This window comes from uncultured Gilliamella sp. (assembly GCA_945271295.1).
Classification (GTDB): domain Bacteria; phylum Pseudomonadota; class Gammaproteobacteria; order Enterobacterales; family Orbaceae; genus Gilliamella.
On sequence record CALYPG010000003.1, the window covers coordinates 49,141 to 64,536 of the forward strand.

A 15,396-nucleotide genomic window follows, 5' to 3' on the forward strand; every position below is an offset into this window, starting at 1 on the left:
TTTTATTATTGGTTCTTTTTATTTGAAGTTTGGATATAAGCTAGTAAATGATTTTCTAACTTTCTGAAACCTAAAATAAGCGTAAAGCTTACACATAAATAAATCACAGCTGCAATACCAAAAGCATGGAATGGTTGGTAAGTTTCGGCATAAATATCTTGAGCAATTTTCATTAAGTCAGGTACTGTGGCCGTAAATGCTAATGCTGTCGAGTGTAACATAAAAATAACTTCATTACTGTATGCAGGTAAAGCTATACGAAATGCTCTTGGTAAAATAATATACCGATATAATTGCACACGATTAAAACCTAATGCAGTTGCTGCCTCAATTTCGCCATTTGGAACATTTCGAATAGCTCCCGCAAAAAACTCTGTTGTATAAGCACAAGTATTTAGGGTAAATGCTAATATTGTGCAATTTAAACCATTACGAAAAAATTCATTAAGAAAATAACTATCTTTTACTATACTTAAGGTATAAATACCGGTATAGATAATTAATAGCTGTACATAAAGTGGTGTGCCACGAAAAATATAAGTATAAAGCCAAATTGGGAATTTGATTAGTTTATTTTGCGAGTTACGCCCAACCGCTAAAACAAGAGATAACACTCCGCCCAAAGTAACACATAACACTAAGATCCAAAGTGTAATAGCAAGCCCGGTTATATTATAACCATCACTCCACAATAAGGCTTTCCAATAATCTTGAAGAATCTCTATCATTATAATAATCTTTTTTATAATTTTACTTTGGTAATTCCGATCGAATAATGCTTTTCAAGCCACCATAAAACAATATTCGAAATCGAGGTAAAAAATAAATAAAATGCACCAGCAATTAATGCTAATAAAAGTGGAGAATAAGTTGCCTCACCGACTATTTTTGTTGCTCTAACTAGATCTGACAAGCCTAATAGTGAAACTAACGCCGTTGCCTTTAACACTACTAACCAATTGTTAGTAATACCAGGTAGAGCAAACCGCATCATCAAAGGGAACATCACATAACGAAAGACTTGACCTTTACTTAAACCAAGAGCAAAAGCAGCTTCTAATGTCGTTTTGGGTACAGCTAAATAGGCGCCACGAAAAGTTTCGGTAAAATAAGCGCCATAAATAAACCCTAAGGTAATAATACCCGCTACTAATGGATTAATTTCGATAAAACCAATACTAAAAAAATCAGTAATACTATTTAGTAATAACTGTAAACCATAAAAAATTAATAGCATCAATACTAAGTCAGGTACACCACGAATAAATGACGTATATGCCTGACAAAGCAAAGAAATAACTTTAAATCGAGACAATTTACCTATAGCACAGAATATACCCAAAACAATCGCCAACATTAATGAGGCAATTGCTAAGCTAATCGTTATTATTGCACCTTGGTAAATTAATGGGATATAACCTTGCATTAATTATTCATTACTACTATAAATATTGAATTCAAAATATTTGTCATTGATTTTTTTATAAGTACCATCAGCTAAAATTTCAGCCAATGCCTTATTAAAGGCTTCACGAAGTTCATTATCACCCTTTCGAAATCCAAGCCCTGTACCAACACCAAAATATTTTTTGTCAGATAAAGCCGCTCCAGCAAAAGCAAAATCTTTACCTTGTGGTTGTTTTAGAAAAGACTCACTCGCAGTAACTTCATCTTGTAAAACAGCATCTAAACGACCCGCTATTAAGTCAGAAAATACTTGTAGTTGATTTTGGTAAGGTACGATGATAACGCCATTTGGTCGCCAAACTTCATTGACAAAATACTCTTGTGTTGTACCTTGTTCAACACCAACTCGTTTCCCTTTTAAGGATTCAACGGTTGGTAATAAATTTGAATTACTTTTAGCAACTAATCGAGAGTTTACAGCAAAAGTAGGATCTGAAAATGCAATTTGTTTTTCACGTTTCTCGGTGATACTAAATGATGATGAAATCATATCAATTTTACGAGATAAAAGTGATGGAACTAAAGCATTAAAATCAGTTGTGGCAAAATTACACTTAATATTTACTTTTTCACAAAGTGCTTTGGTTAATTCAATATTAAATCCGGTAATTTCACCATTAGCATCAATATAATCAAATGGTGCATAAGATGTATCTGATCCAATCTTAATTGATTCAGGTAATTGAGCTTGTCCTACTAATGGAACACTTAACAAGCTAACGATAGATAAAGTTATCAAAAATTTTTTCATGATTAATTCCTTTCATATTTTATCAGTTGCATACTATACCTTGTTCTTGATTAAGTTAATAATAAAAAAAAATTATAAATGGCAAAAATACTATATAAATGCTATGTCTATTACCTGTTACTTATACTTTAATCACAAAGTGACTTACTATGATTTAATTTACATCTACAACAAAAATAAAACCAATAATTAATTTTTTAATCATTGTTGATGCCAAAAATATTATTTATGACTTAGCCAATCGCTTAAATTTATTCTTCTTTGATATTTAACCTTGATAACGGTATTATCACTAATAACAAAATTCCATACCAATTAAAAGGTTTATGATGATTGATTATGATGCATTCCCCGAACAACGGCAGGCTTATATTGAGCAAATACTTATTGAAAAAGGCAGAGTGGTGAGTGCCGATTTAGTAAGTTTATTAAGTGTTTCTGAACATACTATTCGCCGTGATTTACAAAAACTAGCTCGTCAAGGAATTTGCAAGCGAGTTTATGGTGGAGCCGTTAGCCAATTAAAACAATCTGCAACCTTTGAAACAAGAATGACACAGTGCGTAGCTGAAAAATCAACGGTTGCCAAAAAGTGTGCTCAATTAATAAAAACAAATTCTTGTATCTTTATAGATGCCGGTTCCACTTATCTGGCAATGGCAAGCTATATACCTCATGAAATGGAATTAACCATCGTTACCAATTCTCCACAAATTGCTTCTTTACTTAGTAGTCGTACGCATGGCGAGCTAATTTTATTAGGTGGAAAAGTTAATCCACAAACAGGTAGCACAATGGGCAGTGATACGGTGAATCAAATACGTAATATGGTGTTTGATCAAACCTTTATTGGTGTTTGCGGGCTTGATCCGCAAGCTGGTTTAAGTGCCGTATACTATGAAGATGCGTGTTTTAAAAAAGAGGTTATTACCCAAAGCAATGAGGTGATAGCTGCCGTTATTGCCGATAAAATGTCACAAGTTGCACGCTATAAAGTAGCAACTTGTGAAGATATTGATATTGTAGTTGTCAGCCGTGAAACAAATATTCAAGGCTTTGAAAATCTCAATATGCATATTGAGGTTGTTTGATACCCTCAATATTTGGCTAGCTAAATTAATTATTATTATCTATTTTGCCTGTAATGCCAGTATTTGTCGAATGGTATTAGATACCGCATTATCATCATTATAACCGGTAATAAAATTAGCTACAGCTTTGGTTTGGTCAAAGGCATTTCGCATTGCAAAGCTATATTCTGCTTGTTCGAGCAATTCAATATCATTATAACCATCACCAAATGCCATAGTTTCATGAGGTGTGACCTTAAGTAGTTGTTGTAATTTTTTGATGGTATTACCTTTGTGAACATCATAATCGGTGATATCTATCCATGCATCTTCAGAAACGACCATATAAACATCTTTTTCATAATCAGTTAAGCAAGACCGCGTTTTAGGGCACTGGCCAGTTTCATCATAAACAGTGATTTTTATAAAATCATCGCTAACTGAATTAAGATCATTAACCTCAATAATTGTTGTATAAGATCCACGTACTTTTTGTTTTAAATGAGTTGGTAAATTAGATTTAATTACTGCCCCTTTTTCGGTACAGGCAATAATGACATGGTCAGTACTTGCTTGTTCCAATGTTTTTATAATACGTCTACCTAATTCATTATTGATAAATGATCGATAAATAAATTCACCATTATATTTAATAGTTGTTGCACTATCACCGACGATCCAGATTTTTTCGCTATATTTTCCAAATAGTTCTTCAACCCGGTCACATTGTTTACCCGTGCAAGCTGCAAAATGCACGCCTTGTGCAGCCATGAGTTCATAAACCTGATTGAATAATCGTCGGTCATAATCACCTTGGCTGTTTAAAAATGAGCCGTCTAAATCCGTAATAATTAATTTAATCATTATATTGCTCCTTGATAAATAAAATATAAAATCAGCATGCACTATTATGCTCGATTATGATTTATTGTGCAATATTAAAAGTGCAGTTAGCTTTTGGTCTTAATAATAAAGTAATCTGAAACAGCATCTGATTGAGCAATTGAATATCCAAAAAATAAAACTGCCTTAATTGAAGCATCTAACACAACAATGAATGAAGCAAAAAAGGAAAATCGGTGTATGGACGAACTTTGATTAAAGGATGCATACAATAATAGCTATGCCATCTCAGAGTCCGTGTACTAGAAGCTTATCCAATAAGATTACAACCACATCCTGATAATAATGGGTATGGAAGATATTTTTTTGATCGTTGGTGACTGTCAAGCGTATCCAAGAAGCGCCTCTAATAGGTGCATTAATATGTCAAATTCTACTTATTATTATTAAAAGTTGCTTTCGATTATTTCTGAATGTATTATTCATGCCACATACCACTAGGCGAAACATATAAATTAGTATAGATAAAGAAGGAAGCGAGGTAGTGAGATGAAAAAAATACTAATAACAACAATATCAATGATTTTTTTCCCCTACTCATTAATGGCAAAACCACTTGACTGCCATAGTTGGCCGATGAGCATGGCCGAAGTGTGGATGAAAAATGCAGGAATAGTTGATATTGTTAATTTAGATGAATCGAAGACAGAAATAAAATTATTAGCGTCAGAGAAAAAGGAAAAGGACTTATATACACAAGTTTATCATTTTATTTTTCATGATAAACAGGGTAATACATATCAAATAATAACAAAAAATGATGCTTCATCTGAAGAATGTTCAATGAGTGAAGTAAATAGTTATTTAATATCAAAAAGTAATATTAATTATTAAAAAAGATAAACAGATAAACAGATAAACTCGTTTATTAAATCATAAATGTTAGTAATAGTTGAAGTTAGTATTATTCTAAATAAATCATTAAATTCAACTAAGATAGTAGAAAAAAGTTTCACTAACGATGCTATTTGATCATTATTATTAACATATAGTTGATTATTTTAACAAAAATAAACGGGTCAACATTCATAGAATGCTTTCAATATCTTTAGATTTTCTCAAATTATTCCTTTATGAATCGAAATATTTCATTATGCTCATTTATGATCTGTTGCGACAATATCAAGGAAGTACAATTATTTTCTACTCTAAATAATAAAACAAAGTTTGTATCAAAAATAATATTAAATTAAACTATTGATTAGCCATATTAATTAAAACATTTATGAAATTAAGGAGAATTCTATATATGTCTGATAAACCCAAAATGTCCCTTACAAAAAAAGTACTAATTGCGTTTGCGGTTTTAGTTGTTATTGCTGCGTTTGCTGGCAGAAATGGTGAAAGCAAAAAACAATCTGAAAAAGCACCTGAACCAGCAATTGAATATCCAGAAAATGAAACTGCCTTAATTGAAGCATCTAAAAAAGCAATGAATAAAGCCAAAAAAGCAGAAAATGATATGCAAAAAGGTAGTGCATTAAATGAAAGAAATAATACTATTTGTTCAAGTATTGGTTCCTTTACCGTTACTGACTGGGTTGGTACTATTTCAAAAATAGACTCTAATTCTGATGGTTATGGTGTATTAAAAATTGAACTCGCTAAAAATATTTATGTTCAAACATGGAATAATTCACTTTCTGATACATTTGACCATACTTTGATTAAACCATCTACAACACTATTTGAAACAGTTTCAAATTTAAAGAAAGGTCAAAAAGTGAAATTTTCTGGTAAATTCTTCAAAGATGATGATACATGCATATCTGAAGGAAGTTTAAGTTTAGACGGTAAACTTAAAGAACCAGAGTATATCTTTAGATTTTCTCAAGTTACGCCTTTATAAATAAGATTATAAAGTCATTTTTATAACTATAAAAAAGCCTGAAAACGTATATTTTCAGGCTTTTTTGTTTACTAAACTTGATTAGTTGTAACCAATATTAATCTTATTGTTTAGCAACTATTTGGTCACCATCTAATTCTAGCTCAATTGGTTTACCCGGTATTAATGCACCAGATAAAATTTGTTGTGCTAATGGGTTTTCGATTTCGTGTTGTATTGCTCTTTTTAGTGGTCTTGCACCATAAATTGGATCAAAACCAACTTCAGCAAGATGCCCAAGTGCAGCATCAGAAACCGATACAGTATAACCATGTTCCGCAAGTCGTTTTTCCACACGTTGTAACTGAATTTTCGCAATTGCTTTAATATTGTCTCGACCTAATGGATGGAACACCACTGTTTCATCAATTCGGTTGATAAATTCAGGTCTAAAGTGTTGGGTAACAACGGTCATTACTAATGATTTCATTTCACTATAAGTTAAATCAACTTTGCCTTGAATTAAGTCTGAACCCAAGTTTGAAGTCATGATAATAACTGTATTTCTGAAATCAACAGTGCGACCTTGACCATCAGTTAAACGTCCATCATCGAGCACTTGTAGCAAAATATTAAACACATCCGGATGTGCTTTTTCAACTTCATCAAGTAATACTACAGAATATGGACGACGTCTTACTGCTTCAGTTAAATAACCACCTTCTTCATAACCAACATATCCTGGAGGTGCACCAATTAAACGAGCCACTGAATGTTTTTCCATAAATTCTGACATATCGATACGAATCATGGCATCTTCACTATCAAACATAAAATTAGCTAGTGATTTACATAGTTCAGTTTTACCCACCCCAGTTGGACCTAAGAATAAGAACGAACCGATTGGTTTGTTCGGATCTGAAAGTCCCGCACGACTACGACGAATAGCATTGGCTACCGCAACCACCGCTTCATCTTGCCCAATAACGCGTTGATGTAATGATTCTTCCATATGCAATAACTTGTCTTTTTCCCCTTCTAGCATTTTCGAAACAGGGATACCAGTTGCTTTAGAAAGGACTTCGGCGATCTCTTCATCAGTTACTTTATTACGTAGTAACTTCATGGTTTTACCTTCCAACTGAGTAGCTTGCGCTAACTGTTTTTCGAGCTCTGGAATACGACCATATTGCAATTCAGACATCTTGTTCAAATCACCCGCACGGCGAGCTTGTTCAATTTCAATGCGTGCTTTATCTAAATCCGCTTTAATATGCTGAGTACCAGATACCGCCGCTTTTTCAGATTTCCACTCTTCATTAAGAGACGCAAATTCTTTCTCTTTTTCATCCAACTCATTATTTAACATTTCTAAACGTTTTTTACTGGCATCATCAGATTCTTTCTTTAATGCCTGTTGTTCCAATTTTAATTGGATGATACGTCGTTCTAAGCGATCTAGAGATTCTGGTTTGGAATCCATTTGCATACGAATACTTGACGCAGCTTCATCAATTAAATCGATCGCTTTATCCGGTAGCATACGATCAGAAATGTAACGATGTGATAACGTTGCAGCGGCAACTATTGCTGGGTCAGTAATTTGTACATGATGATGGATTTCATAACGTTCTTTAAGTCCACGTAAAATCGCAATAGTGTCTTCAACTGTTGGTTCAGCAACATAAACTTTTTGGAATCGACGTTCTAATGCCGCGTCTTTTTCAATATATTGACGGTATTCATCAAGGGTAGTTGCCCCAACGCAATGTAATTCACCTCGAGCTAATGCTGGTTTTAACATATTACCGGCATCCATAGCCCCATCACTTTTACCTGCACCAACCATGGTGTGAATTTCATCAATAAATAGAATGACTCGACCTTCTTCTTTAGCCAAATCTTTCAAAACCGCTTTTAAACGTTCTTCAAATTCACCACGATATTTTGCCCCCGCAATTAAGGCTCCCATATCTAATGATAAAACACGTTTATTGCGTAATCCTTCCGGTACTTCGCCATTAACTATTCGTTGGGCTAACCCTTCAACTATAGCTGTTTTACCAACACCCGGTTCACCAATAAGTACTGGATTATTTTTAGTACGGCGTTGTAACACTTGTACAGTACGGCGGATTTCTTCATCACGCCCAATAACAGGATCTAACTTACCTTGTTCGGCACGTTCGGTTAAATCAATGGTATATTTTTTTAATGCATCACGTTGATCTTCTGCATTGGCATCATTCACGTTATCACTCCCTCTCACTTGATTAACAGCTTGGGTAAAACGCGCTGTGGTTACCCCTGCTTTTTTCAAAAGTTCACTTAGCGCACCTTTTTCTTCAAGTGCTGCTAAAATAAATAACTCAGACGAAATATAACTATCATTATTTTTTTGGGCTAATTTGTCGCACAAATTCATAATACGAACAAATTGTTGTGAAGGAATAATGTCCCCACCGATTCCTTGTACTTGCGGTAATTTATTAATTGCTTGTGTTAATTCTTGTTGTAATAAAGGCAGATTAGCCCCAGAACTAGTAAGTAAAGGTTTAATACTACTCGCTTCTTGCGCTAACATAGCTGCAAGTACATGTTCAGGTTCAATATATTGATTATCTTTGCCAAGTGCCATTGACTGAGCATCAGCCAATGCTTGTTGAAATTTATTTGTAAGTCGGTCTAACCGCATATTAATATCTCCTTAGCAATAAATTTGGCTTAAATGTATTAGAGCACTTAAACCATCTGCTTGATTACTAAATAAGTATGGAAGAATAAATTTCAAGAGCTTGTCAACAAAATTTTTTTGAGGCTTAAAAGTCCGTTGGCAATGCCAACGGATTCAAGCTAGTTTTCAGTTAAAAATCATAATGTAACTTTGCCCAAACTACTCGTCCTGGCTCCGCAATTTGCTGATTTGCGGTATAACCAAAAGTTGCTACACCACCACGATTCAGGTGTTCAACATAGTATTTATTGAATAAGTTATCAACTCCCGCTGATAACCAAAATTGCTTGGTAATGCTGTATTCGCCATTAAGTGAAAAAATACCGAATCCCTTACTACTAGCAAAATCTTTACCAATAACATTACCTTGATCTTTAGCAATACGATGTTGGGAGTTAACTAATCGCCACAAGCTACCAATAGACCAATTATCAGCGTGATAATGTAAACCCAATTTCAATTCTAACGGAGGAATTTGTGGTAATGGTTTATGATTATCACGATTTTTAGCCCAAGAATAATTAAGTGCCATATCAGTAATAATATTGGTGGTGATGTGGTAATTAACATTCAATTCACTACCTAAAGTTCTGGCATCAACATTATTTACATTGTTGGATTTGCCGAGAGTAGTATAAAGAATATAGTCATTCACCCAACCGACATAACTCGACAACTGCACATTTAATGTGTCAGTTTTATAAATTATTCCGGCATCGAGTTGCGTTGTTTTTTCGGGATTAAGTTTTTTAAACATCTGCACTTTATTACTGGCACTAAATAATTCCCAATAATCCGGGAAGCGACTAGTATAACCAAGCCCAGTATATACCGTTGCCACATAATCAGTAAGATCATGTTCATAACGCATAAAACCACCCGGTAACACTTTATGTCGACTCTGATTTAATTGCGTAGCATCGGCACTATAACGATCAACTCGCATACCAGAAATAATCGTGTCCACATCAGTCAAATAAAGGTTTAACTCACTAAATAACCCATAATTAGTAATTTTAGAATCTTTCTGCCAATTATGGGTGGTTAACATATTTCGCCGAGTTTTGCTTTTGTGCGTGTCTTGGCGGCCATCTATCCCTAATTGTAATTTGAAGATATCACTTGATTGCCAAGTAGTATTAATCCTTCCGCCAACGGTTTTTCTAGAAGGATTCGATTCCATTTTACGCATTCTAACAGGGCGCAAATGGTAATTATCCATCATATGATTGATATAATTATAGTAAAGCTGACCTTCAAGCTTGGCTAACAGTTCAGCAATATTTGCTTGTTCAAAGCGCATACCTAAAGATTCACGCAAAAAGCGCGAACCATCCATACCCCGATCTGCGTAACTGGCTTTACCATTACCTTTACCAGCGGTCACTTCTAACGCGGTGTCTTTATTGGGAGTAAAACCTAATGCAATATCACTATTCCAACGACTCCATTTTGAATGCACCCGATCATTGTTACCATCATGATAATCGTTGGCTTTAGCATGATTGCCAATCAACCTAATGTAGCCATCTTCATTACCAAATGCACCATCAAAACTTTGATCGAAGCGACTATTAGTACCTGCTAACAAATCACCACGCATAAAACTATCAGTTTTTGAAAAGCGCAAAATATCCCGTTCAAATAAGATAGTGGCAGCCGATCCCATTGGCCCCCAGATGACTGTTTCAGGGCCTTTTATCATGGTAATTCGATCGTAAGTTTCAGGTGAAATATATGAGGTTGGCGTATCCATTCTACCGCCACAGCCACCTAAAATTGTGCCACCATTAGTCAAGATATTCAGCCTTGAGCCAAACATACCTCGGAACACCGGATCGCCATTAGAACCGCCTTTGCGCACCAGTGAAAATCCTGAAATCGTCTTTAAATAATCAGCTCCATCACTCGCCGGTACGGGTTGCCTTGGTTTTTTAGGATCTGTTATTACCATAAGTGGTGCAGATTGTTCCACCATGGTAACAATCATCGTGTCTTGTGAAGTTTTATCAATTTTGGGATTTACTTCAGTATCAGCATAGGCTAAATCACTTAAAATTAACGCAATTAGCCCACTCAAATAAATTAATTTGTTATTTTTATTGTCAGTAGTCATACCGACTCCTATTGTTTTTACATACAATTAGTCTGAATTTACTAACAGTAAATGACCATTGCATAAACTCGCTGGTAAAAAATTGCGCATAGCATTACAACCAACTTGTTTTATTGGCATTTATTTACTGTTATTAAGATTGAAAACCGTAATTTCACAACTTAAGCATTAGCCTACTTATTGAGTAATTACTGGTAAATTATTGAAAAATTCAAATTAAAGGAGGGGCACGAATGAGGTGACTATTGTAATGGTAAACTTTTACAAACTCGGGTGTGTAATTTTTTATCACCGAGATTGACATAAACACTTTTACCATTGGTGCATTAACATAAATTAATACTGGTACATGCATAAACAGTTCGCAGTAATCACACATACTAGTCCAGCTATCTGGATTGGTGGTATGTTTTACATGGTGTGTTGCCTGGTAAGTTAAATGTGGATCTTTTGCAGTAACCGTATTGGTTTGGTGACAATGTGATGTAGATGACTGCTGATGAATTGTTGGTGCAGTTATTCTAGAGACAAACGGAATCAGCGTTAGTAACAATATACTAACTATACCAAGATAACCGGCGCCATTTTTAAGTTTCATCAGATTATTACATCAATTTGATAACCAGATATTGGCATAGTAACGTAAAAGTGAATTAATTAAAATGATAATCATTATCAATTTTATTGATTTGCTATTTTTACAATAAAAAAATAAGCAATGAACATCTTAAAAAACTAGATAAGATAATTGAGATTATTAATAACTAAATTCAATTGATTAAATTTAGATAACTAACTTATTTAAAAGGCATATTTAACATATATAGGAAAGGTGAATTCAGCGGGTAGTTTATACTAAAACGTATAGTTAACCTGAAACTTTTTTACAAAATATTAATAATCTGGTGCAGTTTCGCCCATGATGAATTATGAGTTTTAAATCAATTCGATAAAACGGTTTGAGTAAAAAGGAATATAACACAAAATAACTTTTGTTTCATAAAAGTCTAAAATGTGTGCAATCAACCCATCCCCAAAATTAATAAAAAAACGATAGCAATTCACCTCTTACTATTTTGATTAATAAACAATTGGTTATAATAAAGGGGATTCGCTTAGGAATAAGCCATATAAATATAAATAAAACACGAACTGCCACTTTGAACTATTGTTTATTTTTTTCACTTAAACTTATATTAAATAGATAACAATAAACTACCATATATTTACAACTATTATCGATTTAATTCACCGGATATCACTTATTTCAATAAATTATCATAATAACTTATTTTGAAAAAAAGATTGCAAAAAATAACAAATCAACGTAATTTACATACACAAATAAGATTATCTTAATTGATAACATAGAATAAGTAACTACAAACTGAATTTAATTATTATAGATATGGATATTACAGTACGGTTCGTTATTCGCTTTTCGACACAATTTAACATTACATTACCTATTTATCGTGCTTTCATACACGATAGTACTGACTTATATATCGATGCAAAATCACCATTTAACCGATGCCATAACTATCATCTAACTGTTAGTAACTCACCGATTAAACAAATAATTTCAAACCCAACAATCATCGATAACAACCTATTAAATCACATAACCAATACCCATTAAGTCAAATGGACAGAAATATCAGGGAGAAACCATATGGTGAAAGAATTAACAAACCTCATTAATCAATTTAGTGAAGGTTTAATCAATGGATTAATCGGTAAGGTTAGCCATAATCGTTACACTTTAACCATTGATAAACTTAGTTCACCAATTTCGATTTTACGGCTTGAAACTCAAGAACAGTTAAATCAACCATGGCGTTACACCATTGCTTTTACCAGTTCAGATAAAATGTTATCAATTAATTCTGTGCTCAACCAACAAGCCACGTTTTCATTTAATCCTGTTACTGACACATTATTAAACACAGCGATACATTCACTCAGCGATTTACCATCCATCAATAATCCACGCCGGATGTATGGTGTGATAACCGAGTTTAGTCAATTATCGGTTAATAAAGACGAAGCACTTTATCAGGTAGTATTATCATCGAGACTAGCAAGACTTGCCTTAAACCGTAATAATGCAATATTTCAAAATATGAGTGTAGTAAGCGTAGTTGAAGAAGTACTACGTAGTCACGGATTTACTGGTATTGATTATCGCTTAGCATTAAAAGATAGCTATCCGATACGCGAATTTATTACCCAATGGAACGAAAGTGATTTGGAATTTATTCAGCGTTTACTGGCAGATGTGGGGATATGGTTTCGTTTTGAAAGTCATACCCAACATGATTGCGACGTAATGGTATTAAGTGATTATGAGCAAGGTTATCATCAAGCGACTGACATTGATTACAAACTTGAAACAGGAACGCTCGACAGTGAAGTAGAAAGTGTTTGGGAGATGGCATTACATAGTCAAATAGTGGAATCATCGGTAAAAGTGCAAGATTATAACTATCGTAAAGCCGATGAAAATCTATTGTGCGAAATGAATACTCAACCGACAGATATCACAACATATGGTACAAACTACCGTTACGCGGAGCATTATAAAAGTACCGGTGGTGACAAACAAAACAGTAATACCCAAGATAACAATCATGACAATAGTGGTAATATTGAAAGCGGTCAATGGTATGCCCGAATTCGTCATGAACATGCAATTAGCCGACAAATTCTTATAACCGGAAAAAGCAATAGCTACACCTTAGCGCCCGGTCAGCATATACGCATTACCGGCAATCCATTACCTGCACTGCAAGAAGGCGTAATAATATTAACTATAAATGGGCAAGGAAATCGTACTGATGCCTTTGAACTGAGCTTTACCGCCATTGCTTACCAGGTTTTAAAACCCTATCGCCCGGCTCCAATAGCGTGGCCCAAAGCCGTAGGTACATTACCTGCTCGAGTGACCAGTCCGGATAACGATATTTACGGTTATATCGATACCCAAGGGCGTTACCGGGTTAAGTTTAATGTTGACTTAAAAAACTGGAAAAATGGTCAAGAAAGTCTGTGGGTCAGACTGGCTAAGCCGTATGCCGGTCATACCTATGGATTTCACTTCCCACTTATTAATAACACTGAAGTAGCCATTGGCTTTATGGATAATAATCCAGATCGCCCCTATATTGCGCATGCCATGCATGACAGTGCTCACCCTGATCATGTAACAACGGTAAATAAACATCGCAATGTCATCCGTACGCCAACTAACAATAAGTTACGCATGGACGATAAACGAGGTAAAGAGCATATCAAGCTTGCTACCGAATACGGCAAAACGCAACTAAATATTGGTCATTTAGTGGATCAAAACAAAGAACAACGTGGTGAAGGGTTTGAGCTACGAACTGATGAATGGGGAGCTATCGCTGCTGAAAAAGGTTTATACCTAACCAGCCAGACCGAGCCAAAAGCACAAGGCAAACAACTTGATATGCAAGGTGCGATAACGCAACTTGAAAATGCGCTATCAATCGCTAAAGCACTGCAAAATGCAGCAAACAGCTCACAAGCACACACCGCTGAGACGGATAGCCAGGCGCAACTTAAAACATCATTAACTCAACTAGCTGAAAGCGGAATATTAGCTTATGCACAAGAAGGTATTGCCTTAACCAGTCCGGAAGATATTCAGCTATCAACCAGCAATAACGTAACTGTCACTGCTGAAAACCAAACGGATATCAGTGCTTTAAAAAATATCACCGCATCATCGGCCGAAGCAATAGGTCTGTTTGCCCATAAATCAGGTATGAAAGTATTTACCAATCAAGGCGATATAGAAGTGCAAGCGCAAAATGCCAATTTAGCCATGGCGGCCAAACAAGACATTAAAATAGATAGTGTAGAGGGTAAAGTAAGTATAACCGCCAGTGAAAACATCACGTTAATTTGTGGTGGTTCATATATCAAAATAAACGAGAGTGGTATCGAGCTAGGGACTTCGGCTAATGTCTATTTTAAATCAAATGCCTTACAAAAAATGAGAACAGCAACATTAAATTATGATCCAATAGATGTTCCTGCTTTATTTACTGCACAAGATATGCAAGAAGGCATCACACTGATGCTTGAAACTGAAGATGGTTACCCAATTCCCATGACCAAATATGTGGTACGGTTTAAAAATGGTGAATTACGACAAGGAAAATTAGATCGCGAAGGGAAAGTAGTTTTAAAAAACGTCCCTATTGGTATGGAATATGCTTATTCGTATCCTGATATAGACGATATATTAGCCAAAGCCAATGCCCAGCGATTACATAAAGCAATCGAAATTGGAAATGCGGGTGAAATGATTAATTACTTAAGCTATGCCGAGGAAATCGTCGCAAAAACGATTGAAGTTTATCAACAGATTTATCACGAAAATCTGGTAGAAAATATTAAAAAATCAATTGGACCTTATAACAATCATAAAGATTTAATTAATTTTCTTATAAGAAAAGCGAATCAAAACAATAAAAAAAATATTAGGATTTAAAA

General features: G+C 34.5%; 11 protein-coding genes. 4 read left to right on the forward strand and 7 right to left on the reverse strand.

Annotated features, from left to right (window positions below):
* Positions 1 to 5 precede the first annotated feature (5 nt).
* Genes Q0K76_RS02950 through Q0K76_RS02960 form a run of 3 tightly spaced genes read right to left on the reverse strand, consistent with a single transcriptional unit; the run spans position 6 to position 2,218 of the window.
* Positions 6 to 728, reverse strand: coding sequence for an ABC transporter permease (locus Q0K76_RS02950; RefSeq protein ID WP_294611019.1), 723 nt, complete (start codon positions 726 to 728; stop codon positions 6 to 8).
* Between the two features lie 14 nt (positions 729 to 742).
* Positions 743 to 1,426: a histidine ABC transporter permease HisQ gene (gene hisQ / locus Q0K76_RS02955; protein ID WP_294611022.1), complete on the reverse strand. Its 684-nt coding sequence runs from the start codon at positions 1,424 to 1,426 to the stop codon at positions 743 to 745.
* 3 nt (positions 1,427 to 1,429) lie between these two features.
* Complete coding sequence (locus Q0K76_RS02960) at positions 1,430 to 2,218, reverse strand: ABC transporter substrate-binding protein (protein WP_294611024.1); 789 nt, start codon at positions 2,216 to 2,218, stop codon at positions 1,430 to 1,432.
* Between the two features lie 329 nt (positions 2,219 to 2,547).
* On the opposite strand from Q0K76_RS02960, the gene Q0K76_RS02965 reads away from it, so the two are divergent.
* Positions 2,548 to 3,309, forward strand: coding sequence for a DeoR/GlpR family DNA-binding transcription regulator (locus tag Q0K76_RS02965; RefSeq protein ID WP_294611027.1), 762 nt, complete (start codon positions 2,548 to 2,550; stop codon positions 3,307 to 3,309).
* Positions 3,310 to 3,348: 39 nt separating this feature from the next.
* On the opposite strand, the gene Q0K76_RS02970 is transcribed toward Q0K76_RS02965, so the two are convergent.
* Positions 3,349 to 4,152 (reverse strand): HAD family hydrolase, encoded by an 804-nt coding sequence (locus Q0K76_RS02970; protein ID WP_294611030.1) that lies wholly within the window; start codon positions 4,150 to 4,152, stop codon positions 3,349 to 3,351.
* A 528-nt stretch (positions 4,153 to 4,680) separates the two neighbouring features.
* On the opposite strand from Q0K76_RS02970, the gene Q0K76_RS02975 reads away from it, so the two are divergent.
* Complete coding sequence (locus Q0K76_RS02975) at positions 4,681 to 5,025, forward strand: hypothetical protein (RefSeq protein WP_294611033.1); 345 nt, start codon at positions 4,681 to 4,683, stop codon at positions 5,023 to 5,025.
* A gap of 415 nt (positions 5,026 to 5,440) precedes the next feature.
* Positions 5,441 to 6,040 (forward strand): hypothetical protein, encoded by a 600-nt coding sequence (locus Q0K76_RS02980; RefSeq protein ID WP_294611036.1) that lies wholly within the window; start codon positions 5,441 to 5,443, stop codon positions 6,038 to 6,040.
* A gap of 103 nt (positions 6,041 to 6,143) precedes the next feature.
* On the opposite strand, the gene clpB is transcribed toward Q0K76_RS02980, so the two are convergent.
* From clpB to Q0K76_RS02995, 3 genes are all read right to left on the reverse strand, one after another.
* Positions 6,144 to 8,714 carry an ATP-dependent chaperone ClpB gene (gene clpB / locus Q0K76_RS02985; protein WP_294611039.1) on the reverse strand — a complete coding sequence of 857 codons (2,571 nt, stop codon included), beginning with the start codon at positions 8,712 to 8,714 and terminating at the stop codon, positions 6,144 to 6,146.
* 169 nt (positions 8,715 to 8,883) lie between these two features.
* On the reverse strand, positions 8,884 to 10,869 hold the full coding sequence (locus Q0K76_RS02990) for a TonB-dependent copper receptor (protein WP_294611042.1): 1,986 nt from the start codon (positions 10,867 to 10,869) through the stop codon (positions 8,884 to 8,886).
* Between the two features lie 211 nt (positions 10,870 to 11,080).
* Positions 11,081 to 11,467: a DUF2946 domain-containing protein gene (locus Q0K76_RS02995; protein ID WP_294611045.1), complete on the reverse strand. Its 387-nt coding sequence runs from the start codon at positions 11,465 to 11,467 to the stop codon at positions 11,081 to 11,083.
* A 1,077-nt stretch (positions 11,468 to 12,544) separates the two neighbouring features.
* Between Q0K76_RS02995 and vgrG the strand changes: the two genes are divergently transcribed.
* Positions 12,545 to 15,394, forward strand: a complete 2,850-nt coding sequence (vgrG, locus tag Q0K76_RS03000) for a type VI secretion system Vgr family protein (RefSeq protein WP_294611048.1) — start codon at positions 12,545 to 12,547, stop codon at positions 15,392 to 15,394.
* Positions 15,395 to 15,396 lie beyond the last annotated feature (2 nt).

What these genes read in the sequence shown, in the direction of transcription:
- Q0K76_RS02975 (WP_294611033.1), top strand. Translation starts at nt 4,681, where the DNA reads ATGAAAAAAATACTAATAACAACAATATCAATGATTTTTTTCCCCTAC.
- Q0K76_RS02965 (WP_294611027.1), top strand. Translation starts at nt 2,548, where the DNA reads ATGATTGATTATGATGCATTCCCCGAACAACGGCAGGCTTATATTGAG.
- clpB (WP_294611039.1), bottom strand. Translation starts at nt 8,714, where the DNA reads ATGCGGTTAGACCGACTTACAAATAAATTTCAACAAGCATTGGCTGAT.
- Q0K76_RS02990 (WP_294611042.1), bottom strand. Translation starts at nt 10,869, where the DNA reads ATGACTACTGACAATAAAAATAACAAATTAATTTATTTGAGTGGGCTA.
- Q0K76_RS02970 (WP_294611030.1), bottom strand. Translation starts at nt 4,152, where the DNA reads ATGATTAAATTAATTATTACGGATTTAGACGGCTCATTTTTAAACAGC.
- hisQ (WP_294611022.1), bottom strand. Translation starts at nt 1,426, where the DNA reads ATGCAAGGTTATATCCCATTAATTTACCAAGGTGCAATAATAACGATT.
- Q0K76_RS02960 (WP_294611024.1), bottom strand. Translation starts at nt 2,218, where the DNA reads ATGAAAAAATTTTTGATAACTTTATCTATCGTTAGCTTGTTAAGTGTT.
- vgrG (WP_294611048.1), top strand. Translation starts at nt 12,545, where the DNA reads ATGGTGAAAGAATTAACAAACCTCATTAATCAATTTAGTGAAGGTTTA.
- Q0K76_RS02980 (WP_294611036.1), top strand. Translation starts at nt 5,441, where the DNA reads ATGTCTGATAAACCCAAAATGTCCCTTACAAAAAAAGTACTAATTGCG.
- Q0K76_RS02950 (WP_294611019.1), bottom strand. Translation starts at nt 728, where the DNA reads ATGATAGAGATTCTTCAAGATTATTGGAAAGCCTTATTGTGGAGTGAT.
- Q0K76_RS02995 (WP_294611045.1), bottom strand. Translation starts at nt 11,467, where the DNA reads ATGAAACTTAAAAATGGCGCCGGTTATCTTGGTATAGTTAGTATATTG.